At 48.5% G+C, this 26,152-nt stretch carries 27 protein-coding genes; 14 read left to right on the forward strand and 13 right to left on the reverse strand.

From position 1 onward, the window contains the following. The first annotated feature begins 304 nt into the window (after positions 1 to 304). The 4 genes from GLV81_RS18875 (at position 305) to GLV81_RS18890 (ending at position 3,551) form a co-directional block, all read left to right on the forward strand. Positions 305 to 994 carry a ClpP family protease gene (locus GLV81_RS18875; protein WP_157480577.1) on the forward strand — a complete coding sequence of 230 codons (690 nt, stop codon included), beginning with the start codon at positions 305 to 307 and terminating at the stop codon, positions 992 to 994. Between the two features lie 140 nt (positions 995 to 1,134). Continuing rightward, the gene (locus GLV81_RS18880; protein ID WP_197428774.1) at positions 1,135 to 1,773 is read left to right on the forward strand and encodes a ClpP family protease; all 639 of its coding nucleotides are present in this window, start codon (positions 1,135 to 1,137) and stop codon (positions 1,771 to 1,773) included. A 90-nt stretch (positions 1,774 to 1,863) separates the two neighbouring features. Further along, on the forward strand, positions 1,864 to 3,105 hold the full coding sequence (clpX, locus tag GLV81_RS18885; RefSeq protein ID WP_157480579.1) for an ATP-dependent Clp protease ATP-binding subunit ClpX: 1,242 nt from the start codon (positions 1,864 to 1,866) through the stop codon (positions 3,103 to 3,105). 125 nt (positions 3,106 to 3,230) lie between these two features. Beyond that, a complete protein-coding gene (locus GLV81_RS18890; RefSeq protein ID WP_157480580.1) occupies positions 3,231 to 3,551 on the forward strand; it encodes a hypothetical protein in 321 nt (106 codons plus the stop codon). A gap of 87 nt (positions 3,552 to 3,638) precedes the next feature. Here the strand turns inward: GLV81_RS18890 and GLV81_RS18895 are convergent, their stop codons facing one another. The 8 genes from GLV81_RS18895 to GLV81_RS18925 all read right to left on the reverse strand — a co-directional run bounded on the left by GLV81_RS18895 (position 3,639) and on the right by GLV81_RS18925 (position 7,925). After that, a complete protein-coding gene (locus GLV81_RS18895) occupies positions 3,639 to 3,992 on the reverse strand; it encodes a Spx/MgsR family RNA polymerase-binding regulatory protein (protein WP_157480582.1) in 354 nt (117 codons plus the stop codon). A 16-nt stretch (positions 3,993 to 4,008) separates the two neighbouring features. Then, positions 4,009 to 4,239 carry a c-type cytochrome gene (locus tag GLV81_RS18900; protein ID WP_246186133.1) on the reverse strand — a complete coding sequence of 77 codons (231 nt, stop codon included), beginning with the start codon at positions 4,237 to 4,239 and terminating at the stop codon, positions 4,009 to 4,011. Continuing rightward, entirely contained in the window at positions 4,233 to 4,394 is a 162-nt protein-coding gene (locus GLV81_RS18905) for a hypothetical protein (protein ID WP_157480586.1), read from the reverse strand. Before GLV81_RS18905 ends, GLV81_RS18900 begins: the two co-directional genes overlap by 7 nt. Positions 4,395 to 4,574: 180 nt before the next feature. Then, the gene (locus tag GLV81_RS18910; protein ID WP_157480587.1) at positions 4,575 to 5,714 is read right to left on the reverse strand and encodes an acyl-CoA dehydrogenase family protein; all 1,140 of its coding nucleotides are present in this window, start codon (positions 5,712 to 5,714) and stop codon (positions 4,575 to 4,577) included. Positions 5,715 to 5,803: 89 nt separating this feature from the next. Next, on the reverse strand, positions 5,804 to 6,649 hold the full coding sequence (locus tag GLV81_RS18915; RefSeq protein WP_157480589.1) for a ComEA family DNA-binding protein: 846 nt from the start codon (positions 6,647 to 6,649) through the stop codon (positions 5,804 to 5,806). A 148-nt stretch (positions 6,650 to 6,797) separates the two neighbouring features. Continuing rightward, on the reverse strand, positions 6,798 to 6,983 hold the full coding sequence (locus GLV81_RS20910) for an MBL fold metallo-hydrolase (RefSeq protein WP_246186134.1): 186 nt from the start codon (positions 6,981 to 6,983) through the stop codon (positions 6,798 to 6,800). Next, positions 6,934 to 7,569, reverse strand: a complete 636-nt coding sequence (locus GLV81_RS18920; protein ID WP_246186135.1) for an MBL fold metallo-hydrolase — start codon at positions 7,567 to 7,569, stop codon at positions 6,934 to 6,936. Before GLV81_RS18920 ends, GLV81_RS20910 begins: the two co-directional genes overlap by 50 nt. Before the next feature lie 83 nt (positions 7,570 to 7,652). Beyond that, positions 7,653 to 7,925: a hypothetical protein gene (locus tag GLV81_RS18925; RefSeq protein ID WP_157480590.1), complete on the reverse strand. Its 273-nt coding sequence runs from the start codon at positions 7,923 to 7,925 to the stop codon at positions 7,653 to 7,655. Between the two features lie 212 nt (positions 7,926 to 8,137). On the opposite strand from GLV81_RS18925, the gene GLV81_RS18930 reads away from it, so the two are divergent. Both GLV81_RS18930 and GLV81_RS18935 read left to right on the forward strand, forming a co-directional pair. Further along, complete coding sequence (locus tag GLV81_RS18930; protein ID WP_157480592.1) at positions 8,138 to 9,994, forward strand: phosphoenolpyruvate carboxykinase (GTP); 1,857 nt, start codon at positions 8,138 to 8,140, stop codon at positions 9,992 to 9,994. An 18-nt stretch (positions 9,995 to 10,012) separates the two neighbouring features. After that, complete coding sequence (locus GLV81_RS18935; RefSeq protein WP_157480594.1) at positions 10,013 to 10,360, forward strand: helix-turn-helix domain-containing protein; 348 nt, start codon at positions 10,013 to 10,015, stop codon at positions 10,358 to 10,360. Positions 10,361 to 10,369: 9 nt separating this feature from the next. Here the strand turns inward: GLV81_RS18935 and GLV81_RS18940 are convergent, their stop codons facing one another. Continuing rightward, positions 10,370 to 10,759 carry a MerC domain-containing protein gene (locus GLV81_RS18940; protein ID WP_157480595.1) on the reverse strand — a complete coding sequence of 130 codons (390 nt, stop codon included), beginning with the start codon at positions 10,757 to 10,759 and terminating at the stop codon, positions 10,370 to 10,372. A gap of 86 nt (positions 10,760 to 10,845) precedes the next feature. Between GLV81_RS18940 and GLV81_RS18945 the strand changes: the two genes are divergently transcribed. From GLV81_RS18945 to GLV81_RS18960, 4 genes are all read left to right on the forward strand, one after another. Further along, positions 10,846 to 11,505 (forward strand): SCO family protein, encoded by a 660-nt coding sequence (locus tag GLV81_RS18945; RefSeq protein ID WP_157480597.1) that lies wholly within the window; start codon positions 10,846 to 10,848, stop codon positions 11,503 to 11,505. Positions 11,506 to 11,517: 12 nt separating this feature from the next. Then, on the forward strand, positions 11,518 to 11,937 hold the full coding sequence (locus tag GLV81_RS18950; RefSeq protein WP_157480599.1) for a Fur family transcriptional regulator: 420 nt from the start codon (positions 11,518 to 11,520) through the stop codon (positions 11,935 to 11,937). Positions 11,938 to 12,128: 191 nt separating this feature from the next. After that, positions 12,129 to 12,743, forward strand: coding sequence for a class I SAM-dependent methyltransferase (locus GLV81_RS18955; RefSeq protein ID WP_157480601.1), 615 nt, complete (start codon positions 12,129 to 12,131; stop codon positions 12,741 to 12,743). A gap of 34 nt (positions 12,744 to 12,777) precedes the next feature. After that, entirely contained in the window at positions 12,778 to 13,914 is a 1,137-nt protein-coding gene (locus tag GLV81_RS18960) for a DmpA family aminopeptidase (protein WP_157480603.1), read from the forward strand. A 68-nt stretch (positions 13,915 to 13,982) separates the two neighbouring features. On the opposite strand, the gene GLV81_RS18965 is transcribed toward GLV81_RS18960, so the two are convergent. Further along, complete coding sequence (locus tag GLV81_RS18965) at positions 13,983 to 15,170, reverse strand: M12 family metallopeptidase (protein ID WP_197428775.1); 1,188 nt, start codon at positions 15,168 to 15,170, stop codon at positions 13,983 to 13,985. A gap of 228 nt (positions 15,171 to 15,398) precedes the next feature. Between GLV81_RS18965 and GLV81_RS18970 the strand changes: the two genes are divergently transcribed. The 4 genes from GLV81_RS18970 (at position 15,399) to nagA (ending at position 23,242) form a co-directional block, all read left to right on the forward strand. Further along, complete coding sequence (locus GLV81_RS18970) at positions 15,399 to 17,393, forward strand: caspase family protein (RefSeq protein WP_157480606.1); 1,995 nt, start codon at positions 15,399 to 15,401, stop codon at positions 17,391 to 17,393. Positions 17,394 to 17,505: 112 nt separating this feature from the next. Then, positions 17,506 to 20,118 (forward strand): tetratricopeptide repeat protein, encoded by a 2,613-nt coding sequence (locus GLV81_RS18975; RefSeq protein ID WP_157480608.1) that lies wholly within the window; start codon positions 17,506 to 17,508, stop codon positions 20,116 to 20,118. After that, complete coding sequence (locus GLV81_RS18980; RefSeq protein WP_157480610.1) at positions 20,118 to 22,184, forward strand: CHAT domain-containing protein; 2,067 nt, start codon at positions 20,118 to 20,120, stop codon at positions 22,182 to 22,184. The genes GLV81_RS18975 and GLV81_RS18980 overlap by 1 nt, the downstream gene beginning before the upstream one ends. 44 nt (positions 22,185 to 22,228) lie before the next feature. After that, positions 22,229 to 23,242, forward strand: a complete 1,014-nt coding sequence (nagA, locus tag GLV81_RS18985) for an N-acetylglucosamine-6-phosphate deacetylase (protein ID WP_157480611.1) — start codon at positions 22,229 to 22,231, stop codon at positions 23,240 to 23,242. 95 nt (positions 23,243 to 23,337) lie between these two features. Here nagA and GLV81_RS18990 read toward each other — a convergent pair whose 3' ends face one another. From GLV81_RS18990 to GLV81_RS19000, 3 genes are all read right to left on the reverse strand, one after another. Then, positions 23,338 to 24,756, reverse strand: coding sequence for a S41 family peptidase (locus GLV81_RS18990; RefSeq protein WP_197428776.1), 1,419 nt, complete (start codon positions 24,754 to 24,756; stop codon positions 23,338 to 23,340). Positions 24,757 to 24,822: 66 nt separating this feature from the next. After that, complete coding sequence (gene mtgA, locus GLV81_RS18995; protein ID WP_157480613.1) at positions 24,823 to 25,512, reverse strand: monofunctional biosynthetic peptidoglycan transglycosylase; 690 nt, start codon at positions 25,510 to 25,512, stop codon at positions 24,823 to 24,825. Positions 25,513 to 25,562: 50 nt separating this feature from the next. Further along, positions 25,563 to 26,087 carry a hypothetical protein gene (locus tag GLV81_RS19000; RefSeq protein ID WP_157480614.1) on the reverse strand — a complete coding sequence of 175 codons (525 nt, stop codon included), beginning with the start codon at positions 26,085 to 26,087 and terminating at the stop codon, positions 25,563 to 25,565. Positions 26,088 to 26,152 lie beyond the last annotated feature (65 nt).

Below are 26,152 nucleotides of genomic sequence, written 5' to 3' on the forward strand. Positions count from 1 at the left end.
AATTTGACGTTGTTGTACCGATAAATGAACGGGCAACCATGACGCCGCTTCAAGATGCTGTTAGCCCGAAGATTGGATGCTGCCAAAAAATAAGATTGGCAAAAGCCTTTGACCAACTCTAGCGAAACCTGCCGAACTGGCCTGCTGGAACAGTACAAGTGGAATGAAACAATGCCGATAGTTCCCCTGTTACAGAATGCATCCGTCAAAATGTCCTTTAATTTTTCCCGCACAATATTTGAAACACATTTCCCGCTAAATTGCCTGAATTGGCAGGCAACATTATAAACAGCAAACTTTGGCTATGAACTTTGGACAAGAATTTGAAAAATATGCGGTGAAGCACCGCGGCATCAGCAGCAATACGCTGGATGCATACATCAAGCACAACGTTACCAACCTCACCCCCAACATTATTGAGGAACGCCCCATGAACATTGCGGTGATGGATGTGTACAGCCGCCTGATGATGGACCGCATCATCTTTTTGGGCTACCCCATTATGGATGAAGTGGCCAACATTGTAACGGCGCAGCTGCTCTTCCTCGAAAGCACCGACCATACCCGCGACATTCAGATGTACATCAACAGCCCCGGTGGCAGTGTGTATGCTGGCTTGGGTATGTACGATACCATGCAGTTCATCACCCCCGATATTGCTACCATTTGTACCGGCATGGCTGCCAGCATGGGAGCAGTACTCATGGCTGCTGGTGCACACGGCAAGCGTACCGCCCTCAAGCACAGCCGAATCATGATTCACCAGCCCAGCGGTGGTGCCATGGGTCAGGCTACTGATATTGAGATTACGGTGAATGAGGTAAAGAAACTGAAGAAAGAACTGTACGACATTTTGGCCTACCACACCGGTCAAACCGCCGAGCAAATTGCCATCGACAGCGACCGCGACAAGTGGATGACCGCCCCCGAAGCCAAAGAATACGGCCTGGTAGACGAAGTACTGTTCATCAATCCGAGAAAGGAAAAGAAGTAGACCCCCAACCCCCTAAAGGGGGCTATCGGAAAGTTTTTGGAATCAGCAGTTGTACTACTAGCATCCAAGTTGTGTCACTCACTTTTGGCTGCAGTACATAGCCCAACCAAAAACAGCAAACCACAAACAAAAAACAAACTATGAACCAGCATAATTACCGCAACAAACCCTTCCGCTACGACGAAGACGAACCGGAAGCACCAGAAACACCAGCCATTGAAATGCCCATGGAGAAGATGATGAGCGGCTGGCAGTTCGACAAAAAATTTATTGAGCAACGCAAGATTTTCCTGTGGGGCGTGGTGGACGATAAAAGCGCCAAAGACATCACCAGTCGCCTGCTCTACCTGGAGGCCATCGACCCCGGCAAGGAAATCACGTTTTACATCAACAGCCCTGGCGGATTGGTGACAGCGGGCATGGTTATTTATGATACCATGCAAATGATCAGCAGCCCCGTAAGCACTGTGTGCATGGGCATGGCCGCCAGTATGGGCAGCATTTTGCTGAGTGGTGGCACCAAGGGCCGTCGTTTCATTTTCCCCAGTGGCGAAGTAATGATACACCAGCCCAGCGGTGGTGGCCGCGGTACCAGCGCCGACCTAGAAATCATGGCCGAGCAAATCCGCAAAACCAAGCTCATGGGTGCCGAAATCCTCGCCAAAAACTGCGGCCAAACCGTGGAGAAAGTGATGAAAGACTTTGACCGCGACTATTGGATGGACGCCAAAGAAAGCATTGCTTACGGCATTGTAGATGGCGTACTGGAGAAGCTTTAACGTAGCCATGCTTGCATTACCCGCAGCATCTTATACCTTTGTACACTTGCGGCCCTGTTTCGGCGGGGCCGTTTTATATAACTTTACTACATGGCAAAATCAAGTCTGCATTGTTCTTTTTGTGGCAAAAGCCGCGATGAAGTCAAAATCCTCATCGCCGGTCAGGACAATGTACACATCTGCGACCAGTGCGTAGAAAGTGCCCGTGAAATAGTGGAGCAGGAAGTGGCCTTGCAAAGCCACCGCTTTACTGCTCCCGGTGCTTTCAAACTCAACGTAAAAAAGCCCCGCGAAATCAAGCAATTCCTTGATCAGTATGTGATTGGTCAGGATGATGCCAAGAAGATTTTGAGCGTAGCGGTATACAACCACTACAAACGCCTTACCCAAAAAGTAAGCACCGACGAAGTAGAAATTGAAAAAAGCAACATCATACTGGTAGGCGAAACCGGCACGGGTAAAACCTTGCTGGCCAAAACCATTGCCAAACTCCTCAATGTGCCCTTTGCTATTGTAGATGCCACGGTGTTTACCGAAGCAGGCTATGTAGGCGAAGACGTAGAAAGCATGCTCACCCGCCTGCTGCAAAACTGCGATTACGATGTGCAGGCTGCCGAACGGGGCATTGTATACATCGATGAAATTGATAAGATTGCCCGCAAAGGCGACAACCCCAGCATTACCCGCGACGTAAGCGGCGAAGGTGTACAGCAGGGCCTGCTGAAAATGCTGGAAGGCACCGAAGTGCTGGTGCCCCCGCAAGGTGGCCGCAAGCACCCCGAGCAAAAAATGATCCGTATCAATACGCAAAACATCCTCTTCATTGCGGGTGGTGCGTTTGATGGCATCGACCGCGTCATTGCCCGCCGGGTAAATACCAACGCCATTGGCTTCAACGTAGACAAAGAGCTGCAGGAATACCAGAAGAAAAACCTGTTGCAATTCATCAACGCACAAGACCTGAAAGGTTTTGGTTTGATACCCGAACTGCTGGGTCGCCTGCCTGTGGTTACCCACCTCGAACCGCTGGATACCGACACCCTCCGCAGCATTTTGACAGAACCCCGCAACTCGCTGGTTCGTCAGTACACCAAGCTGTTTGAGCTCGAAGGCATCCGCCTGAGCTTTGAGCCCGAAGTGTTCGACTTTATTGTGGCCAAAGCCATGGAGTTTAAACTCGGAGCCCGTGGCTTGCGCAGCATTTGTGAGCAAATACTCACCGATGCCATGTTTGAAATGCCCAGCCAAAAAGAGAAGGAATTTGAAGTAACGCTGCAGTACGCCCGGCAGAAATTTGACACCGGAAAAATGAGCAAACTGAAAGTGGCCTAACCAGCTTCTTAGTTGCCGTTAAATAATCGAAAAGCCTTGCACATTGCAGGGCTTTTTGCTGAAAATGTACCGGCTTGTAGTACCTTACTTGCCCAGCTTTTGAAAACCAAGAAAAACGATATCCTATGACAGAATTGATCAACAAACTCGTAGCCGAAGCGGGCCTCTCCAACGAACAAGCCGCCAAAACCATCGACGTCATCAAAGGCTTTGTGTCTGAAAAGTTTCCCATGCTGGCCGGTGCCGTAGAAAACGTATTGGGAGCCAGTGCTGCACCTGCAGCTCCTGCCAAAGAAGAGGGCAGCCTGCTCGATAAAATTTCTGATTTCATCCCCGGAGAGATGGGCGAAAAAATTGAAGGCTTTGCCAAGCAAGCAGCCGATAAAGCCGGCGACCTGCTGGATAAAGGCAAGTCTACCTTCAACGATTTGGAAAACAAACTCTGATACAGCACAAAGGCGAATCGAAAGATTCGCCTTTGTTTTTTAGCCTTTTAAATGCTACCTGCAGTGGTGAGCTTGTCGAACCACAGTTTATTTACCAAATATGGCCGCATAGTTATTCGCAGCAAAACCCACCGCCAATACAGTACCGTCTTGCTCTACCACTGGTCGTTTAATGAGCGATGGTTTCTCCGCCATCAGTTGAATGGCACCGGCTTTTTTGGCGGCAGCAGCTTGTTCTTCTGCAGTACAGGCTTTCCAGGTAGTACCTTTTTTATTCAGCAATACATCTATACTCACCTGTTTGCTCCAGTTGTTGAGCATGGTTTTGGTAATGCCTTGCTTTTTATAATCGTGAAACTGAAAGTCAATCTTGTTTTCCTTGAGCCAGGTAATGGCTTTTTTCACAGTGTCGCAATTGGGAATGCCGTATACGGTTATCATAAGTCTGTTTTCGTGGTTATTCACTTACTGATTGGATATAATCCAAAATGGAGCGGATTTGTTCATCCGTCAGGTCGGGGTGGGGCAGCATGGCCGTTTGGTTGTAATCGAGCCACAGCTGACGGGCATAAGCGTCACGTTGAATCACAGAGTCGCTGTTGCGGATAAAGCCATACAATTTTTGCTGATCGGGCCAGCGGCTTTCCACGCCTTTCAGTGCCGGGCCGGTCAGGTCTTTGTTTACCATATGGCAGCTGGCACAGCGGTTGAAAAAGAGTTGCTTACCCGCATCGTTTGCGGTTTTGGCACCCGCAATTTCTTTTTTGTTTCCACCGGTTTGGCCGGTTGTTCACTACAAGCCAGCAACAGCAGCAGGCCGCCTGTCCACATCCACTTTTTCATGGCCGCAAAGGTAAATGGGAAGGCCATAAGGAAAAGGCTAAAAGAGAAAGGCAGCAGGCAAAATGCGAAAGGCGGAAAGCAAAAGATAATCGTCCCCGACAGGAGACGAGGACTATAAAAAAGCGGCAGCTGTTTTCTTCAAACAACTGCCGCTACCATCCACCAACTATCATCTATCAACTAGGAAAGCACTTCTCTCGCTATCACCAGCTTTTGTATTTCGCTGGTGCCTTCACCAATGGTGCACAGCTTACTGTCGCGGTAGTATTTTTCTACCGGAAAATCTTTGGTATAGCCATAGCCACCAAAAATTTGCACGGCATCGGTACTCACTTTTACCGCTACTTCGCTGGCGTAGTATTTGGCCATGGCGCTTTGCTCCGTTACTTTCTGATGCGTTTCTTTCAGGTAGCAAGCTTGCTGTATCAGCAATTCAGCAGCAGCTATTTCGGTAGCCATATCGGCCAGCTTAAAACTAATGCCCTGAAAGTTGCTGATGGGTTGATCGAACTGGTGCCGCTCTTTGCTGTACTGTACACTGGCTTCAAAAGCGCCACGGGCAATGCCCTGCGCCAGTGCAGCAATGCTGATGCGGCCGCCATCCAAAATCTTCAGGCTCTGCCGAAAGCCATCGCCCACTTCGCCCAGCCTTTGGCTGTCGGGTATGCGGCAGTTGTCAAAAATCATTTCGGCCGTTTCGCTGGCCCGCATGCCCAGTTTGTTTTCTTTTTTGCCAGCAGCAAAACCCGGTGTACCACGCTCCACCACAAAGGCAGTTGCATTACCACTGGTGCGTGGCTCACCGGTACGGGCTATCACCACGGCGATGTCGCCGCTTTTGCCATGCGTAATCCAGTTTTTGGTGCCGTTCAGTACCCAGTGGTCGCCGTCTTTTACAGCCGTGGTTTTCATGTTGCCGGCGTCGCTGCCGGTGTTAGGCTCGGTCAAACCCCAGGCGCCAATGTGCTCGGCAGTGGCCAGCTTGGGCAGCCAGCGGCGCTTTTGCGCTTCATTGCCAAATGTGAGAATGTGGTTGGTGCACAAACTGTTGTGGGCGGCCAGGCTCAGGCCTACGGAGCCACACACTTTGGCTATTTCCTGAATGATGGCGTTGTACTCGAAATACCCGAGACCGGCACCGCCATATTCATGCGGTACCAGTACGCCCATCAGGCCCAGTTGGCCCATGGCTCTAAAAGTATCTATGGGAAAATGTTGCGCTTCGTCCCATTCCATTACATGGGGGCGAATGTGCTGCTCGGCAAAATCACGGGCTGCCGCTGCTACGTGCAGCGTGGTTTCTGACGGTTGAAAATTCATAAGGCAAGCAATCGTTGAGTGTCAAATATAGGCTAACGCTTGTTAGTTTAATCAAGACTAACAACCCTGTAAGCATTCTGTTCGCCAGCTTATTGAACGGTAAAATAGGGGGCCACTTTCTGCAACCATTCCGGAGTAACGATGGCAATTTTTTGCAAATCCTGCACCGATTGATACGGCCCGTGCTGCTGCCGGTATTGTATCATGGCATTGGCAATATTCCATTTGATATAGGGATGCATTTTGAGCTGCTCTACTGTAGCCGTGTTGATGTTGATGGCACGAATGCCGCTCCCATTTACCCGCAAACGGCTCTTGATTTTTTGAAAAGTGCTGTCGGGCAGGGCATAGGTTTCGCCTACCTGATCAATGCTGTAAAAACCGCCCAGCTTATCGCGGAAATTGACAATGCGGAAAGCCAGTTTGCTGCCAATGCCGGGCAGGGCAATCCATTGGCTGGTATCGGCCAGATTGATGTCGATAGCGGCGATGTTTTTAGCCGGTGCCGTTGGCCGGGCAGGCAGTGAGTCGCGGCGAAACGAGTTGTTGCTGGCAGCAGGAGCAATCACCACATACGGAATGAGTGCCTTCGCCTGATCCTTGGGTAGGCTGAATATTTTCAGCAGGTCTTCGGGCTGGCGGAATTTGCCACCCTTGCTCCGGTACTTTACAATGGTGGCTACCGTTTTGGGTTTTACACCCAGGCGCAGCCAGTCTGCTTCGCTGGCTGTATTGGGGTCAAAAGTGAAATAGCTTACCGCAGCAACAGCCCGGTTATAGGAGGCTGGCTCTTTCCAAGCAGTGTGTTCGTTGTTGTTTTGCCAACTGCTGTCGAACGCTTTGAAAGGCACCAATCCTTTGGCTTCTTCCAGTACAATGGCATCGGCCGGTTGCTGCGGCGCAGGCAAAAAGTAACGGTAAAAGACAAGGGGCAATGGCTGCGCCAATGATGATGAGCAATAAAAAGAGGAGGGCTCTGCGTTGCCATTTTGTAAAACTGAAATAATCTTTGATCCAGCTTTGCCAGCGGTGGTTGTAACGGGGCATAGTGGTGTGGTAGGGGTTTACCACAATATACAACCGTTACACCCGAATTTCCAAACCGTCGTACGCCAGGTGCATACCCGCAGGCAGCTCTTCACTTATCTCGCTGTGCAGCCCCAGCTGGTGGCTGATGTGGGTGAAGTAGGCGTTGGGGATTTCCAGCTGCTGCACCATGTCAATGGCTTCTTGCAGGGTAAAGTGCGAAATGTGCGATTCTTTCCGCAAGGCATTGAGCACAATGCTGCTTGCTGCCTTTTATTTTTTCCTGTTCTGCTTCGTCTATGCGATTCGCATCGGTGATGTAAGTAAAGTTGCCAAAGCGAAAACCCATCACCGGCATTTTGTAATGCCACACCCAAATTGGCTGCACCACTATATCGCCTACCACAAAAGGGTCGCTTTTGATTTCGTGCAATTCGAAAACGGGCACACCCGGGTATTTGTACGCTTCAAATGCATACGGAATTTCCCGCTGTACACCCAGCAGCGTGGCAGCACTGGCATAAATGTGCGTTGGTTGCTGTTGTATGTATTGAAAGCCACGGGTATCATCGAGGCCGCCTACATGATCTTTGTGCGAATGCGTAATGAGGATGGCATCAATACGGCGAACGTTGTGTTGCAGCATTTGCTGGCGAAAGTCAGGGGTAGCATCTACCACAATGGTGGTGGTGGCCGATTGTACCAGGATGCTGCTGCGCAATCTTTTGTCGTGCACATCGGCCGATTGGCATACAGCACAACTGCAGGCTACCATGGGTACGCCGCCGCTGGTGCCGGTGCCTAAAAATGTGATACTGAGTGCCGCCATAAGAGGGTGTAAATGTAGGGTCAAAAAAAGACCTTTCCGCAAGGGAAAAGTCTTTTGGCAAGTGTTGTTACATTATTTACTAACTACTCAGTAGCCAGCGAAGCTTTCAGTACCTCGTCATACAATTTTTGGCTTTCCTGAGTCAGCATGTCAATGGATATCTGCAGTTGCGGAATGAGTTCCAGCAGGGTGTTAATTCGTCCTTCGGCATTCAAAAATTTGTTCAGCACCACCACCCGCTTTTGCTCCAATATGCAGTAGCCACTTTGAAAAGTACCCCGTTCGTACCGGTACACATAGCCCGATTCGGACAGTATTCTTTCCAGCTTTTGTAAAGTCGTTTGATTGTATTTCATAGCCCTCTTTCGCCTGCTACTGATGGCACCCCAAAAGTAGCTCAAACAGGTGCCGGCAGGTTTCGGAATTATCCACAAGCCCCGTTAAAAAAATCGCTACATTTTCGTGACAATATTTAGACAATTCGACTGATGCATCTCATCTTTTTTGAAAATTATAGCAAGGAAATTGCAGACGTCTTAACAAATTGACAATCATAAATATTCACACTATGTTCGACCAAAATGATTATTTCTTCAGTAAATCTGATCCAATTGCTACAGAGCTTCAGAAATGGGTAGAAGCCATGGCATACCATTTTAAGCCCAGCAATATCCATTGGTGCAGTGGATCACAAGAAGAGTACGACCGCCTTTGCCAGGTAATGGTAGATAAGGGTACGTTTATAAAACTCAACCCCGAAAAGCGCCCCAATAGCTACGCTTGTTTTAGCGACCCCAGCGATGTGGCCCGGGTAGAGGACAAGACATTTATTTGCAGCCGCAGAAAAGACGATGCAGGACCCACCAACAACTGGATGGAACCCAAGGAAATGAAAACCATTCTCGAAGGGTTGACAGCTGGTTCTATGGCTGGCCGTACCATGTACGTTATTCCTTTCTGTATGGGCCCTGTGGGTTCTGAGCTCAGCCGCTATGGTGTACAAATTACCGATAGCGAGTATGTAGTGGTAAACATGAAACTGATGACCCGCATGGGTGAGCAGGTTTTGGCACACATGCAGCCAGGCAACTGGGTAAAATGTATCCATACAGTAGGCGCCCCGCTGGCAGAAGGCCAGGCCGATGTAAAATGGCCTTGCAACCCCACAGTAAAATACATTTCACATTTCCCCGAAGAAAGACTCATCATTTCTTATGGTAGTGGCTATGGCGGCAACGCTTTGCTGGGTAAAAAATGCTTTGCCCTTCGCATTGCCTCTGTAATGGGCCACGAAGAAGGATGGCTGGCTGAGCACATGCTGCTGCTGGGCGTAGAAAGCCCCGAAGGCGAAAAGAATTATGTAGCTGCTGCCTTCCCCAGCGCCTGTGGCAAAACCAACTTTGCCATGATGATTCCACCGGCCGGACTGGATGGCTGGAAAGTAACCACCGTGGGCGATGATATTGCCTGGATTCACAAGGGTAAAGACGGCAAGCTGTACGCCATCAACCCCGAAGCCGGCTATTTTGGCGTAGCCCCCGGTACCAACGAAAAAACCAACCCCAACGCCATGGCATCCATTAAAAAGGATACCATTTTTACCAACGTAGGCGTAACCCCCGATGGTGATGTGTGGTGGGAAGGCATGACCAAAGAAGTACCAGATGGATTGATAGACTGGCATGGCCAACCTTACGATAAAAACAGCGGTAAACCCGTGGCACACCCCAATGCCCGCTTTACTGCACCAGCTGCGCTTAACCCTGTGCTCGATGAAAAATGGGACGACCCCGCTGGTGTACCTATCAGTGCGTTCATTTTTGGTGGCCGCCGTGCTACCACCATGCCGCTGGTGTACCAAAGCTTCAACTGGAACTTTGGCGTATACCTGGCCGCTACCATGGGTAGCGAAATGACTGCTGCCGCCTTTGGCGAAGTTGGTAAAGTGCGTCGTGATCCGTTTGCCATGCTGCCCTTTATGGGCTACCATGCCGGCGAATACTGGAACCACTGGTTGCAGTTTGGCCGCGACCTGCCTGAGCCACCACGGATTTTTGGCGTCAACTGGTTCCGCAAAGACGAACAGGGCAATTTTGCATGGCCTGGCTTTGGTCAGAACCTGCGGGTGCTCAAGTGGATTGTAAACCGTGCCAAAGGTCATAGCCTGGGTGTAGAAAGCCCCATTGGCTGGATGCCCCGCTACAAAGACATGGACTGGAACGGCCTCGATTTTAGCCAGGAAGAGTTTGCCAAAATCATGGAAGTAGACCGTGAGCTGTGGAAGAAAGAACTGCTCGGCCACGAAGAATTGTTTAGCAGCGTGTACGACAAACTGCCCAAAGAATTCTTCTTTATGAGAGAATTGTTGCTAAGTAGCCTGTGGCGCAGCCCCGAACATTGGGGACTGGCACCAGAAAGAGCCTGATAGATAAAGTGGAGAGGTTTGATTGATACCATAGACCAGGTGGAAACGCCTGGTCTATTTTTTTCCAACTGCGTAAGCGGTGCAGGTAGCTATACAACCGAAGCCCTCTATTTTTGGCAAAACCAAAGCATGCCGGGCACTATCATCAAAAAATTACGGGAGCAAAAAATGCTGAAGCAAGAAACGGTGGCCAAAGCCATGGGTATTTCTCAGGCAGCATACAGCAAAATCGAAAACAATATCACCGAGCTTACCGTGAAGCACTGCCGCATACTGAGCAAAATTTTTGAGGTAAATGTGTATGAACACTTACCCGACGATTTCGAAATATCTCGTCCTGTAAAGGCAAAAACAACCGAGGAATAATACCAGCCGCTAATGATTGCAGTCGCTGCTATGGCAGTGGTTGGCCTGGCGGCACATGCGGTAGTTTACAAAATGCGCCGAAACGATTAATACAACGGCTGCTACTATCATCCACAACGGATGATTGCCTACTATTTCTTTGGCAATCAAAAAAACGATGCCTGCTAAGAACAGCAGCATAGGAATGTACCGGTGGTGGTGCAGCTTGAAACCATGGCGCAGGGCTAAAATGCCCAATACCGCCGCTACACCAATCATGAAAAATTCGAACCCTTTGTTGTCTATAAGGTTTATACCAAACAAAGGCAAACTGGAAATGAACAATGGCATGACTGCGCAGTGAATGGCACAGGCAATTGATGCAGCGATACCTAATTTATCCCAGTTGATATTGAACATTGTTGGTAGAAATTCAAAACTCTGTTTTGCAACAGAATTGCAAATATAGACATTTTCATCTTTCGCTTCCGATAACTTTGCACATCATGAGTACCAATAAAAAGTTATTAATCTACGGATTGGCATTTGTGGCCACGCTGGCCGGTTTCTATTTTTTTCTCTTTAAGGGCACCGACAACTGGAAGAGCAAACTGCCGGTACTGAGCTATGTAAAACCTTTTGCTTTTGTAAACCAGCAGGGCGATACTGTAAGACAGGAAGCTTATGCCGGCAAAGTGTATGTGGCCAATTACTTTTTTGTAACCTGCACCGGTGTGTGCCCCAATATGAATGGTAAACTGAAGACGGTGTATCAGGCCTATCAACAAGAAAAAAGCTTTGCCATCCTTAGCCATACCTGCCAGCCCGAATACGACAGCATTCCACAACTGAAACGCTACTGCGACAGCATTGGTGCCGATGGCAAGCAGTGGCAGTTTGTAACCGGCAACAAACTCGAGTTGTACAACATGGCCCGGGAAAGTTATCATATCGATGATCCGAAAAACAACGTGGGCGATATCAACGATCAGTTTTTGCACTCTCAATTTTTGGCATTGGTAGATAAGCAGGGAAGGGTGCGTGGTATTTATGATGGCCTGAAGCAAAAAGAAGTGAATGCCCTGAAAGAAGACATTGGCCAACTGCTAAAAGAAAGTGACCGCAGCAGTTTTGTGAACAATATATTTGGCAATAGCCCCCGCTAAACAGCCCGGATTATGAAAGATGCAACTGTAGATATACTCAAGCGTAACTCCCTGAGCGTTACAGAAAGCCGCCGCAACATTTTGCAGCTGTTTTTGCAGCAAAATGCCAGCGCCCTTCGCCACGCTGATATTGAACAATCGCTGCAAAGCATCGACAGGGTTACCATCTACCGCACCCTGCAAGCCTTTGCCGAAAAGGGCATCATTCATTCTATACCAGGCTCAGATGGTGCAGCCCGCTATGCGCTGTGTAAAGACGGTTGTGCCGACGGCCATCATCACGACGATCACGTACATTTTGTGTGCACCCGATGCGGCGCCACCCAATGCCTGGATGATGTGCATGTACCATTTGTACGCATGCCCGAAGGCTTTGAAGCCAGCAAAACCGAAATGGTGGTGAGTGGTATTTGCAGTAAGTGCAGAAGCTAAATTGATTTTGAACCACGACGGATGCAATAGTTTATTGGTTCAATAGTTCCATTGTTCAATAGTTCACAAGTTGGCCCAACTTTCTTATTCCTTATTTTTTGTTGCTTATTTATAATTATCAGTAGCTAACTGTTTTTTATTGGCACATTTTCAAATTGCCATATTAGCTCATTTGTACATTTTCTTCCAGTATGTTATTTCCTCTTACCAGTAAAACAATTGCGCTGCCACAGGAGGAAATAGCGCTGTACTTGCCTGAACCTGCAGCTGCGCATGCCTGCTTGCAAGAACAACAAAACCCTTACTGGGCAAGGCTTTGGCCTGCATCGCTTGGTTTAACGAATTTTATTGTACAACATCCGCATTGGGTACAAGTGCCGTTGGTACTGGAACTGGCGGCAGGTATTGGTTTGCCATCCATAGTGGCAGCCCGGTTTGCGCAGCAGGTTATGTGTACTGATATTGAACCGAATGCCATTCCGGTGATGCAGGCCAATGTTCAATTGCACCAATGCACAAACGTGACTTGTACGGTAGCCGATTGGCTGCACTTGCCTTCTCTTTGGCATCCACAAACCATTTTACTGAGTGATGTAAACTACGAGCCAGCAGCGTTTGCAGGTTTGATACAAGTACTGCAACAACAATTGGCTGCAGGCGCCTGCATTATGTTGGCTACGCCACAGCGACTCATGGCCAAGCCTTTTATTGAAGCATTGCTTCCGTATGCCATTGAACAACACGAAGAAGAGGTTTTGTTAGAGGGCAGCCTGCATTTTATCAGCATATTGGTACTGAAGCAGTAGCAACCATTACCTTTCGGGTAAATCATTTCGCTGCATGATGTTCAAACCATTCTTAGTGGTAGCTAGTTTGTTGGCATCCACTGCTGTACAAGCACAAGCTCCCAATTTGTTTCGTCAAAACGAAATTCGCATTGGTGTAATGCCCACAGGCAGGCTCAACGCCATTACCGATGTGCAAGGTGTAAAAGTGGGGCAGGTAACTATTGTGCAAGGCGACTCGGTACGTACCGGTGTAACGAGTATTCTACCTCACGGCGGCAATTTGTTTCAGCAAAAAGTACCCGCTGCTGTATTTGTGGGCAATGGCTTTGGCAAGCTGGCGGGCACTACGCAAATAGCGGAATTGGGCACTATTGAATCGCCGATTGTATTGACAAATACACTCAGCGTAGCTGCAGGTATACAAGGCATCATCGACTATACGCTGCAACAACCCGGCAATGAAAAAGTGCAAAGTGTGAATGCAGTGGTGGGCGAAACCAACGATGGTTATCTCAACGATATCCGTGGCATGCATGTAAGCAAAGCACAGGTGTTGCAAAGCATATTGCAGGCAGATACAGGTGTGCTGGCGCAAGGCAATGTAGGTGCAGGCACCGGCACCGTGTGCTTTGGGTGGAAGGGTGGCATTGGTACTGCCAGCCGACAACTACCGGCCAATTTGGGTGGCTATACCGTAGGCGTATTGGTGCAAACCAATTTTGGCGGCGTATTGGAAATAGCGGGTGTTCCTGTTGGTCAACTCTTACAGAAATATGCGTTGAAAGATGAACTCAATCATACACCCGATGGCAGCTGCATGATAGTGGTAGCTACCGATGCACCACTCGATGCCCGCAATCTTGAAAGGCTGGCCAAACGTGCCTTTATGGGGTTGGCCAAAACAGGTGGTATAGCCAGCAATGGCAGCGGCGATTATGTCATTGCTTTTTCAACGGCGAATAAAGTACCACATCAACCAACAGCAACGGTGCTGCCGGTACAATACCTGCACAACGAAGCCACAACGCCCGTGTTTATGGCAGCTATCGAAGCTACCGAAGAAGCCATCATCAATTCATTGTTTGCAGCAGTAACCATGAAGGGGAAAGCGGGCCGTACCATTGAAGCATTGCCCAAGCAAGAAGTGTTGGAACTCATCAAAAATTACAAACGCGGTAAGGCACAGTAAATGAATTGCCGTAAAAGAAAATCGCCTTCCAAACTTGGAAGGCGATTCTTGTATGATGCATCTTTTTCTTAGCGGTTCATGCTAAAGGCAATGGGAGTGCTGCTGTAAATGGGTTTGAATTCATCTTTACCCGATACCCAGGTTTTAAACACCACTTGAATTTCTGAAGTGTTGGCTCCCTTCGGAATTTGACTGTACGGAATAAACAATTCAAAATCATCCGGTGCAGATTTATTGGCACTCAATACCTGACCGGGCTCCAGCACAAAGTTGCGATACGTGGCTACGGCACCACTCACATTGTACGATTTATCGGTGGCGGGCAATGCACGGCCATCTTTATCAAACACAATGGCGATAAAGTATACAGTGCCTTTTACACCAGCAGTACTTACCACAAACGAAGGATAAATGCGCAGTCCCTGATTCACCGGATCATGCTTGATGGTAGTGGTGGTATATTCCGATACGTTGATGCGAGGCACTTCGTTGGCACGTACACCATCGCGGGGATACAAGATGGCTGCCATGCGTTTGTCGCCTTCACTCATTACCATATTCCAACCAACGCTGTAGCCGTTTTTGGTATGGCGAGCATTAATGGGGTAGTGCATGATGCTTTTAGGATCGTAAGCAGTTCCGTTGGTATAGGTTTGCTTGGCTACATATACCACCTGATTGTCTACATCATCTTTACCCCAACCTACTTTGGCGTAGTCGGCATAGAGTGTATCCATGTTCCACTGAATGCCGCTCATGGGGCTGAAGTGTTCGTGCATCATACCAATGGCATGGCCAAATTCGTGCACCACGGTGCGACCCCAGGAGTTGGAGGCAGAAAGACCTACAGAATCGAAGTGCATGGTGTGTTCGCTTTGCGGTACAGAGTTGCAATAAGTACCGAGCATAGAGTAGTTCGATTTTTTCTGGCTAAACATGACCCGCACATTGGCACGGCCGCTTTGCACAAATTCAAACTTGATATTGGCATACTGTTCCCACTCACGGGCATATTGTTTCACCATTTCCTGCAGGCGGGGGCTACCATTCATGAACTTTACATAAATGGTTTCACCCACATCCCATAAAAAGTAATTGTCGGCAAGGCCGCGGGTTTTGGTAGTGTCGATAAACGCCACTTTTGCCAGACGGGCATCTGCTTCTTTGGTGGCACAAATTTGTGCATCGGCTTGTGCGTACATGCCCATCATGGCCAAAGCAATGCCGGCAGTTTTCATTAAGCGTAACGATTTCATGTGGTTCATTTTTTGGTGGTGAAGAATGTCCTGCATTTGTATGGGCCGCCGCCGATTGCCTGGGATTTTTTAGGGTTGCTGCTGCGGTGGGTACAATGCTTCAGACAGTTGTTCGATCTTGGGTAAAAATAGGAGGAGAGTCAATGTTGTGGCATACCCGCTGTTGGGTATTTTCCAATTGTGTGGGTTAGGATACCTTTTCACCGTAATTTAAGCACAAATGCTGTTATGGCTGCACCACTTTCTATATCGCCATTTTATGGTTCTTTCTCCTTTACCCGCAAAGCAATGGGCGCATTGGTTGTGTTGTTGCTGCTGGTAACTGCAACCGAAGCACAAACCAAAAGAGCCTTGCTCATTGGCATTGGCACCTATCCCGATGTACGCTGGAAGCCGCTCAGCTCGGCCAATGATTTGGCGTATTTAAAAACAGCCCTGCAATTGCAAGGCTTTCAGCCAGCCAATATGTTGGTGCTTGCCGATAGTGCTGCCACTTACAAAGGCATCGACAATGGTTTTGAGCAATTGAAAAAGCAATGCAAACCCGGCGATATTGTATACGTACATTTTTCCGGCCATGGCCAGCAAATAGAAGACGATGAAGAAAACCCCGATGAAACAGATGGTTTTGATGAAGCATTGGTGCCCTATGATGCCAGAGGCAAATATGATCCGGTAAAATATTATGGACAGCATCACTATAGGGATGATGCTTTGGGCCGACAGCTCGAAGGCATTCGGGCAGTGCTGGGCAGCAATGGCAGCTTGCTGGTAGTAATAGATGCCTGCCACTCGGGCACAGCCACCCGCAGCGGTAGCATTGCCATTATCCGCGGCGATCCTACACCTTTTGCAAGCCCCGAATACAAACCCAAACTCAAAACCACTTTGGGTGGTCGTATGATTGGTGAAGCCTTTATGAGTGCTGCCCCGCTCAATACAGCCAACATGGTGGTGCTGAGTGCCAGTAGTCCCAACCAGGTAAACTACGAAACGCATGATGATAAAGGTCAGGGTATCGGTTCTTTGAGTTATGCAGTGGCCCGTGCCTTGCAGCAACTGCCCCGCAGTGCTACGTATCAGCAATTGTTTGCTTCGGTAAAAAGCATGATACAAGCCGAATACCAACAGCAACTGCCCATGATGGAAGGTGATGGCACCCAGCAGGTTTTTGCCGGTAGCTATCAGCCACAAAGCAAGCAAATGCAAATAGACCGCTGGACAAGCGACAGCACATTCGTTATACAGCAAGGGCAACTACAGGGTATTTATGCAGGCACATTGGTGGCTGTAAAAAGAGCAGGCAGCAATGCTGCTCTCACCACAGCAGTAGTTACAGAAAGCAATGCAGTATCTGCCGTATTAAGCCCTAAACAGCGCCTCGACAAAGCAACGCCTTATAGCATTGAAGTGTTGAGCTACGGCACCGCAGCGGTACAACTCAACCTTAGTATAGATGTAGCGAAGAATGTACCCAAGGCTACAGCCGATGCGGTACAAAGCTGGTTGAAAAAACAGCCTGCTGTTCGTGTATCTGCCAACGGCGATTACCTGCTGCAGCTGAGCCAAACTACGGGCGGTACTTATATGGAGTTGATAGAAAAAGGCGACATTACCCAATACAGCACGACCTTGGCTACGGGCAAAACCTTTGATGCCACTTTGCAACAGCAATGGCAGCAAGCGTTGAAAGCCAGTGCCCGTACCCGATACCTGCGTCAGCTGAATGATGGTGGCCCCATGGCAGAAAAAGTAGTGATTCAAATAACAGCGGAAGGGTTGAAAGATGCTTCGAACGAATGGAAGCTGACACCCGGAACAGAATACAAAGTATCCATTACCAACAACAGCGATACCCGTTTGTACTTCAACCTGCTGAATGTGTTGCCCAATGCCAAAAGCCAGGTGCTGCTGCCACAACCCGATGAGCAACCACAAGATTATTCCATTGGCCCCGGCCAAACGTTTGATATTGACGGCATTGCTGTAGATGAAACCGCTGTTGAAGGAAGAGAGTACCTGCGGGTAGTGTTGAGCATTCGTCCATTAGACCTGCGCCCCGTATTCGACAGTAGCCCCGATGAAAGCCGCAAACGCAATATTGGCGGGGCTTTTGAGCAATGGCTCAATGAGAGTTTGCAAAATACCAGCGCTGTAAAAACCCGCAGCGGCAATGATGAAGTAACCATTGTGAGCACCGGATTTCAGGTAGTGAAAAAGTGATAAACCCCGCCACCCATGCGAAAGAAATTGTTTTGGCTCTTGCTTTCAGGTAGTATGCTTTTGGCAGCTGCCAGCCAACAAGCCGTTGCACAAACACAAACCCGATACATTCATGTGTTTGTGGATTCTGTTTTTACCAGAAACGATAGTGCCCTGCTTGCTGCTTCGAGCTGGCAGCAAAACGGGATTGACCATGGACATGCAGGGCTCGGTGATTGCCCGCTACCTCAAAGCCTTTGATAAAGAGAACTACAACGAAATTGCTTTTGGCAGAGTTGTAGCATTGGGTAGCAGCAAGGCCTTGTTGTATTTGGGTAAAAGCATGGGCAAAAAACAACGACCCGTGTTGAAAGAAGACCTGGTAAAGTTTGCTTATCGCCCGGCCACCGCAGGTACCATTTTTACAGAGCTGGCGGCCCGGGGCATTATCTTCAGCGATTTATCGAAAGTGCCGCATTACAGCCTCACCAGCATTTTGCAAATGCCCAATGGCATCAATGAAGATTCGCTGATAGAAGACATGATAGCCGGCCTAAAGGAAACAGTTGAAATGATTATGCCGACTACTGATACCAGCAGTTCTCTCATGCAGCCCCTGCCTGCTGGTCGTTACAAAGGCAAAACGGTTATTGATGTAATGAACAATGCCACACCGCAGGATGTTCGTGACTTTTTCTACTTCGTGCTCAGCTATCCCGGCAAGTACATGGGCTACACCTATAAGTTCAACGAAACCTTTGCTACATGGGTGCTCAACCAAGCCCCTCCGGGTAGTTGGGAATACATGGCGCAATGGAAACAACTGCAAACTTCACCCGACCAGTTGCAAAAATGGATGCGACAAAAAGCGGCGGTGCTGCGCAAAGAAAAACTCACCGGCATGTTTTTCGATGAAGCTGTCACTTATAGCAAAGAAGATAAAAATGACAGCGCCTTGTTAGTCATCAAACAAGGCCTGAGCATTGCACAAGCCATTAATGATACGGTGGGCAAAGCATCGCTGTGGCAAGCTTGGGCGCAAATCTATCAAGACAACGAACAGTACGCCGAGGCCATACGCTGCACCGACAGTACCCTTCGCTTTGCGGCCATGGCGGCCAATCATGAATACCTGTTTGCTGCGTATTTTAAAAAGGCATTTTGCCTGTACAAAAACAGTAGCTATACACAGGGCAAAAAATTATTGGCAGAAGCAGAACTGCAACTGAAAAAGTATGCTGGCAAATTCAGCAGCAGCGACTCTCTGGATTATTGGCGCAAACGTTACGAATACGAAGGCTGGATTGATTACTCGGCGGGCAATTATGAGCAAGCCATGGCCAACATGCGCAAAGGCATTGCTATCAACCGGCAGTTGGCATCGGCATCAGCTACAGAAAACATTGCCAGCGATTACTGGTACATCGGTCGTATTTACAAAGAGCAGGGCTTTTACGAAAAATCGCTGCAGGCCTACGACAGCTCTTACCAAATGTATGCGCAGCTCAACAGCGATTATTCCATGGCGTATACGCAAAACGATATTGGCCGTGTGTACTATAGCATGGGCAAATACACAGAGAGCAAACGCTTTCACAACATGGCGTATGCTACCATGATGCGGTTGGAAAAATGGGACTATGCAGGCTATGCCAAATCGATGATGGGCAGCAACCTCGAAATGGAAGACAGCATACCTGCTTCTATTGATGCACACAATGCCGCCATTGAATTACGCCGCAAAGCCAACAACAAAGATGGTCAGGCTTTTAGTTGGAAGCAACTCGGAAAGTTGTACGAAAGAGTCGGACAAAAAGCATCAGCACTCAAAGCCTATGATAGTGCGGCCCATTTTTATGCCGCCATTGGCGATACATCGCAGCAAGCACAAAACCTGCTGAATCTTGGCCAGGTGTACGAAAATGATAAAGACTTCAGAAAGGCAAGAGTGTACTACGAACAGGCCGCCGATGTATTGAAGCGGTTGCAAAGCAAGTCGGGATACATAGATGCACTCAGCAAGCTGGGCTCCGTTACATGGACCATTGATTCGGTAGCTTCAGAAAAATATTATACTGCCTGCCTGCAAGAATCAAAGGTTGTAAACGACCGGGTAAATCAGCTGTACAGTATGATTAATCTTGGCGCATTAGCCGGCAGAAGAAATGATTTTACTGCAGCAGAAAAATGGATGCAAGAAGCGCTGCCACTGGCATTGGCTACCAAAGATCCTGCTATGGAAGCCAAGTGTTATGAAAACATTGGCGGCTTGGCAGAAAGCCGTTTGAAAGTAGCAGATGCTTTTTATTATTATCGTAAAGCTTCGCAGATTTATGACACGCTAGACAAGCCCAAATACTTGCGTTCGCAGTTGCGGCTGGCCAGCCTCATGGTATCGAGTGGCAAGGCCGATAGTGCAGCCATCATCAACAAAGCGGTGATTGCACAAGCTGCCAAATCGGGCTACTCATTAGAGCAGGGCGATGCATTGATTGCCCTGGCATTTCAATACACCTTACAGGCCCGCTATACCGAAGGGTTGGCGCTGAGCGATAGTGCTGAACGAGTATATGCCTTATCGGGCAACAACAACAGCCGGGCAGCTGTGCTCGGTAGTAAAGCATTGCAACACATGGGCATGGGCAATTATGAAGCCAGCATTCGCAGTTTTGCTTTGGCCGATTCTATTTACAGCATTGAAAAAATGAATGGGACCGCTCTATTGTTGCCAACAATACTGGCGTAGTGTACACACATCAGGGGGCTTATCAAACCGCCATTACCTATTTCAGCAAAGCATTGCAGTTGCGGCCCTACAAAAGCGATGATGAAAGCAGCATCCGCTCCAGAGCCAATATGGCAGAGTGCTACATGTACCTCAAGCGAAACGATTCGGCACTGGCCATTTTGCAACCGCTGTATCCCATTGCCCGCAAAGAACAATTGTACCGTCTGAGTGGTAGCATGGCCATGACCATGAGCCGCATTTATATTATTGAGCAGCAGCCCGATAAAGCATTGCCGATGGCACAAGCGGCGTACGACGATGCCAACAAAAATGGCATACCCGATTCGCAGGCAGAAGCGCTGATGCTGCTGGGTGTGCTCAACAGAGGCAGCAACAATGCAAAAGCGTTACAATACCTGCAGCAAGCCACTGCTTTGAGCGAAAAATACAGCATGCTGACCATTGGATGGGAAGCCTACTATGAATTGGGAGAACATTACTATGCCCAAAAAGATTTTTCCAATGCCATTGCAGCTTTCAAAAAAGCGGCCGACCTGATTGATAAAAACAGCAGCAATATTTTTGGTGGAGAAGATGCCCGCAAAACCTATCAGTCGAGTGGTAAGAAACCTGAATTGTACACCCGATTGATTTCGGCACTCACCGCCACCGGTGCTACAGAAGAAGCCTGGGCATTTGCACAAAAAACACAACAGGAAGCAGTGAAAGATTTGTTGGGTTCGCTGAGTGCGGATGCCAGCAATGCCGATAAAGCTGCAGCCTTACAAAAACTGCTCGACCTGCAACAAAAAAGGAGCTGGATCGACAAGAGTATTCAGCAATTACAGGCCGATGCAAAGGGTAACAATGCTGCGCAGCTGAAAACACTGCAGCAAACCCGTGAAATTTTGGAAAAAGAATACCTGAACTATGTAACCGATTTGGTAAAAACCTATCCCGATATCGATGGCTATTTTTCAAAGAATGTGAACCCCGAAGATTTCAAAGACATCAAAGAAAATATACCGGACGATGTAGCCATTGTGTTGTACTTGCTCAATGGCAGACAGCTGCTCATTTTTACAGCGACCAACAAAAAAATTGCGGTAAAAGAACAGCAGCTGACTGCTGACCTCGAACCCATGGTAGACCAATACATTGCTACCCTGAGTAATCCTGCCAAAACCGCCAGCGGCAAGCCATTGGTACTGCGTAGCACCATCAAGAAAAAGCTGACACCACCGGCTAATGCCAAACCATTTGCAGAGCAAAGCGATGCATTGTATCAGTTGTTGATTGCACCAATTGAAGCAGACATCAGCAATTACAAATCGCTGTGCATTATTCCCAATGGTAAGCTCAGTAACCTGCCATTTCAGTGCATCGGTAAAAAATTGAATGATGGCCATGTGCGGTACCTCATCGAAGATCATGGCGTGTTTTACACCAACAAACTCACGGTGTTTTTAAAGGCGGGTCGAAAGGATAAAAGCCTTGCTTCATTCACCGGTTTTGGCAACCCCGATAAAAGCCTGAACAGTGCGGGCAAAGAAGTTGAAGCCATTGGCAAAATGCTGAACACTACCAATATTTTCTTGCAAGACTACGCTACCGAATCAAAAGCCAAACAGAGTTTGGAGCAAACCAAGTACATCCATTTTGCTACACACGGTGTGCTCAACTACACCGATTTCAGCAGCTCTTACCTCAAAATGGCCAATGTACAAGATGGTGGTGAAGATGGAGAATTGCGCATTGATGAAATCAAATCACTAAGTATTAACGGTTGCGAATTGGTGACTTTGAGTGCCTGCGAAACAGCGGTGAACCAGGAACTGAAAAAGGGCTGGTATATTTCGCCGGCCAATGCATTCCTGGTAAGCAGTGTACGCAGTGTGGTAGCCAGTTTGTGGGCGGTAGATGATGACGCTACCAACATTTTGATGCAGGCATTTTATAAGAATTTGCAAACCATGGATAAACAGGAAGCCCTGCGCAAAGCACAGGCTACATTGAGTGCTACACCCGGCTTTGAGCATCCGTTTTACTGGGGTGCATTTGTATTGTACGGCGATTGGCGATAGTGGCTACAGCTACTGTTGTACATTTGAGCACAACATTTGTCCTCATGCAACACTGGCTGACCAACGCACAAATTTTTACGGGTACCGAATGGTTGAGCAATGCACATGTATGCGTTGCCGATGATCGTATTGTAGCCGTAACTACTGAACAACCATCTGCCGATGTGCCGCAGCATAATTGCCACGGGCATCGTTTGTTGCCCGCATTGATAGATGCACAAATCTATGGTGGTGGTGGTCGCTTGTTTGCACAGTACCCCGATGAGGAAAGCCTGAGCTTACTGGCAGCGGCCAACCGCAAAGGCGGTACTGCGGCTTGTTTGGCTACCATTCCTACTTTTCACATGGAAGTCATATTGGAAAGTGCGAAAGCCGTTAAAACCTACATGGCTAAAGGCGGCGAAGGCATACTGGGCCTGCATTTGGAAGGCCCTTTCATTCATGTAGAAAAACGGGGAGCCCATGTAGCCGAATGGGTAACGGTGCCCACCGTGCAACAAATAGCTGAGATACTGGAAGCAGCAGATGGGTGTTTGAAAATGATTACGGTAGCACCCGAATGTTGCAGCAATGAAGTGCTGCACATGCTACAAGATGCAGGTGTGATTATTTCTGCTGGGCACAGCAATGCCAGCTATACACAAGCCCAACAGTTTAGCAGGCGTGGTGTACAAACCGTAACGCATTTGTTTAATGCTATGACGCCCTTGCACCACCGCAACCCTGGCATACCGCTGGCAGTGTTTGAAGATGCAAACCTGATGGCATCCGTTATTCCGGATGGCATACATGTAGACTATGGTATGATACGCATGGCCAAGCAACTCATGGGCGAAAGGCTATTTTTCATCACCGATGCCGTAACGGATTGTCATGAAGGACCGTATCAGCATGTACTTAATGGTGACCATTATGCCTTGCCCAATGGCACACTCAGTGGTTCTGCCATTAGTATGCTGCAGGCGGTACGCAATGGCATCACGAATATTGGATTGACGCCGGATGAAAGCATTCGTATGGCGAGTTTGTATCCGACCAGGCTTGTTACAAATCACTGATGATTTTGGTAGCATTGCCGTAGGCAAAAAAGCGGCATTGATAGAAGTGGATGATGATTGGAACCTGGTGAAGCAATATGGATTTTAGAAAAGCATTACTGCGTCATCAACTCCAATGCTTTTTGCATTGCAGCATCTCTTCGGTAGCGAATATCGCTGCTGTTAGGTAACACTTCAATGTCGGGCATCACTCCACGTCCGTTATCGGGCAGGGTGGCATGGGTGATGATGCGAAACAGCGGCAGCCTTGCCCTGATGCGGGTGTTGGGCAAGGTAATGTCGGGCGTCATTACGGCGCTGTTGCCACGGGCACCGCCACCAGTTTCTTCACCTATGCGTACGGTTTGTGGCCTGTCGGCAAGGTGTTGCAAAAACAAGATAGATGCAGAGAAACTGCGACCATTCATGAGTACATACAGTTGGCCATCAAAATGATTGTAGCGTTTGGGCTCGTATAATTTTCTTTCCATCAAGCCCATGTGCCTTCTGCCATCGGCTTTGTATGGCGCTATTACCCAACCAAAGAGTTTGTAAAACCAATGCACTTGCACAGCAGCTGGTTTGGGAAAATCAAAGCCTACAGCACTTACTGAATCGGCTATACGAAAAGAGGTATCGGACAGGTATCTGGCCAGCATGACGCTGTTCGAAATTTTGCCACCACCATTGTCGCGGATGTCTACTACCACATGTTGCATCTCTTGCTTCGCAATGCTGCGAAAGCTGCGACGGACAAATTTTTTAAAACCATTGCCACTAAAACTGCTGATGCGCAAATAGGCATATTGCCGTGCTGTATCCATACGCATAAATCCAAATGCGTGACGCTTGATGCCATCGGGCTGCGGACGAGGAGCTGGGACTCTCACCACTTTGTTGCGGTTGCTATCGGGCATGCGGGGCATTTGTAAACCCACTTTAGCCGTTTGTGTTTTTCCGGCACTGTCTACGTACTGAATGTTGTACATAGGTTTCAAACCATACATCCAGCGAAAGCGGCTGGGAAAGCTGGCACTTAAAATGGCATCGGCATAGCGTTGGGTAGTACCATCAACTGATATGTATGCTTCCATTTGGCGAATGAGTGTTTGCACGGGAACACTGTCAATATGGGTAATGGCCACACCTCGTTTTACACTGTCGCGGTTAGGGCCGGTGTTGTCTGTTACAATCATGCTGTCGCCCCACACTTTTACCTGCAAGGGAAAGCTGGCACCGGGCCGGTTGTTCAGCGCTTTGCTGATGCTTTTGGGCGACATGATGGAAGTGTGCCCGCAGCGAATGTCTGCTGTGGCATAGGCCAATCGAAGCCTGAACTCAGGTTCAGGAAGACTATCTGTGAGGGAACGGATGAGTTGTTGAAAGCGGGCATCCACTGTATCGGCGGGAGTGTACCAGTTGTACGATGGATGCACCTGCCGGTAGGTTTGCCAAAGCAGTTGTGCATCTGCTTGCATTTGTGCAGGGCTGTATTTTTTGCCTACAACATACTGGCTGCCTGTGCAAGCTTGCATCAGCCATAGTATCGACAGCCATAAAACTCCGGCATATTTCCTGCACCGCATCTTCAAAAGTAAGGACTACTTGCTTGCGGCTATCACCCGTTGAATATCAGGGTCGCCATCGATGTTGCTCATTTGGCGCAGCACCCAACCACTATGGCGGCTCACAAATTTGCTAAGCGGTTTTACCGTGTACAGTTTTGGGTTACGCAAACAAGCAGCTATTTGTGCAGCCTGCTGCCGGGTCAGTGCCGAAGCGGGTTTGCCATAATAGCGTTGCGCCGCCGCTTCTATACCAAACACGCCTTCGCCCATTTCGGCTACGTTGAGGTAGAGTTCTAAAATGCGCTGCTTGCTGTACAGCGTTTCTATCATAAACGTGAAATACACTTCGAGGCCCTTGCGTACCCAACTGCGGCCCTGCCACAAAAACACGTTTTTGGCTACCTGCTGGCTAATGGTGCTACCACCTCTGATGCGGCCAGGTTTCTTTTTGTTGTAGGCCAATGCCTTTTCAATGCTCTTCCAGTCGAAACCGCTGTGGTCGGGAAACAACTGGTCTTCGGCAGCCATTACCGCCAGCTTCGCATTGGGGCTAATGGCATCGTACGACACCCAGTCTTTGCTGAGGCCGTGGCCACCGAGCAAGCTGCCTATTTGCGTTAGTGTAACGGGTGGCGGAAATACCCAGATATAGAGAATGTACACAAACTGTGCTATCACCAATACAAGCACGGTACGTTTCAGCCGTTTCCAAAATTTTTTCATGGCTGGAAAAATAAGGCACAAGAACCAATTGCTGTGTAGCGGCATTTACTCTACCACCGAAAGACGGTAGTTTTTGCCCAGCGTATAGCTGCTTTTTTTGAGTTTGGCAATGGTGTAGCCAACTGCTGCGGTACCAAGGCCACCAATGATGTTGGCAATATTGTCTTTGCCAAAGGGTGGATCTTTTCCCGAACGGTATTCACCAAATTAAGCGCCGTGTAGCCAAGCCCACCTGTCATGAGTACGCCTTCAAACCAGCGGTTTCTTTTGCGGGGCAATGCGCCCACATTGGCCATACTAAAAGCTATGGGGTAACGGCCTGCTGTATCCATGCGAAATGTGCCCCAAGGTGTAGGCACCCGCACCAGTTGAAAATATGTGAGGAACAAGGAATCCCGCACCAGGCTGTCGAGCCGGCCATTCACAGGCATTTTATCTGTAGTAAAAAAAGAAATGGTACGGCCAGGGTAGTAGCGCTGAACGGTTTTGTTGTTCTTTTTCAACAACAAAGCGGTGGCCTGACTTTGGCACAAAGCAGGGAGCAGTAGCAGCGAGGCGATGTACAAAAACTTCACCTTTCAAACTTAACGGGCATTGGCCAAACTGGCGGCCTCAAATTGTTAAGGCCAACGAAATAAAA

Origin of the sequence: Phnomibacter ginsenosidimutans, from assembly GCF_009740285.1 — a bacterium.
In the GTDB taxonomy this organism is placed as follows: domain Bacteria; phylum Bacteroidota; class Bacteroidia; order Chitinophagales; family Chitinophagaceae; genus Phnomibacter; species Phnomibacter ginsenosidimutans.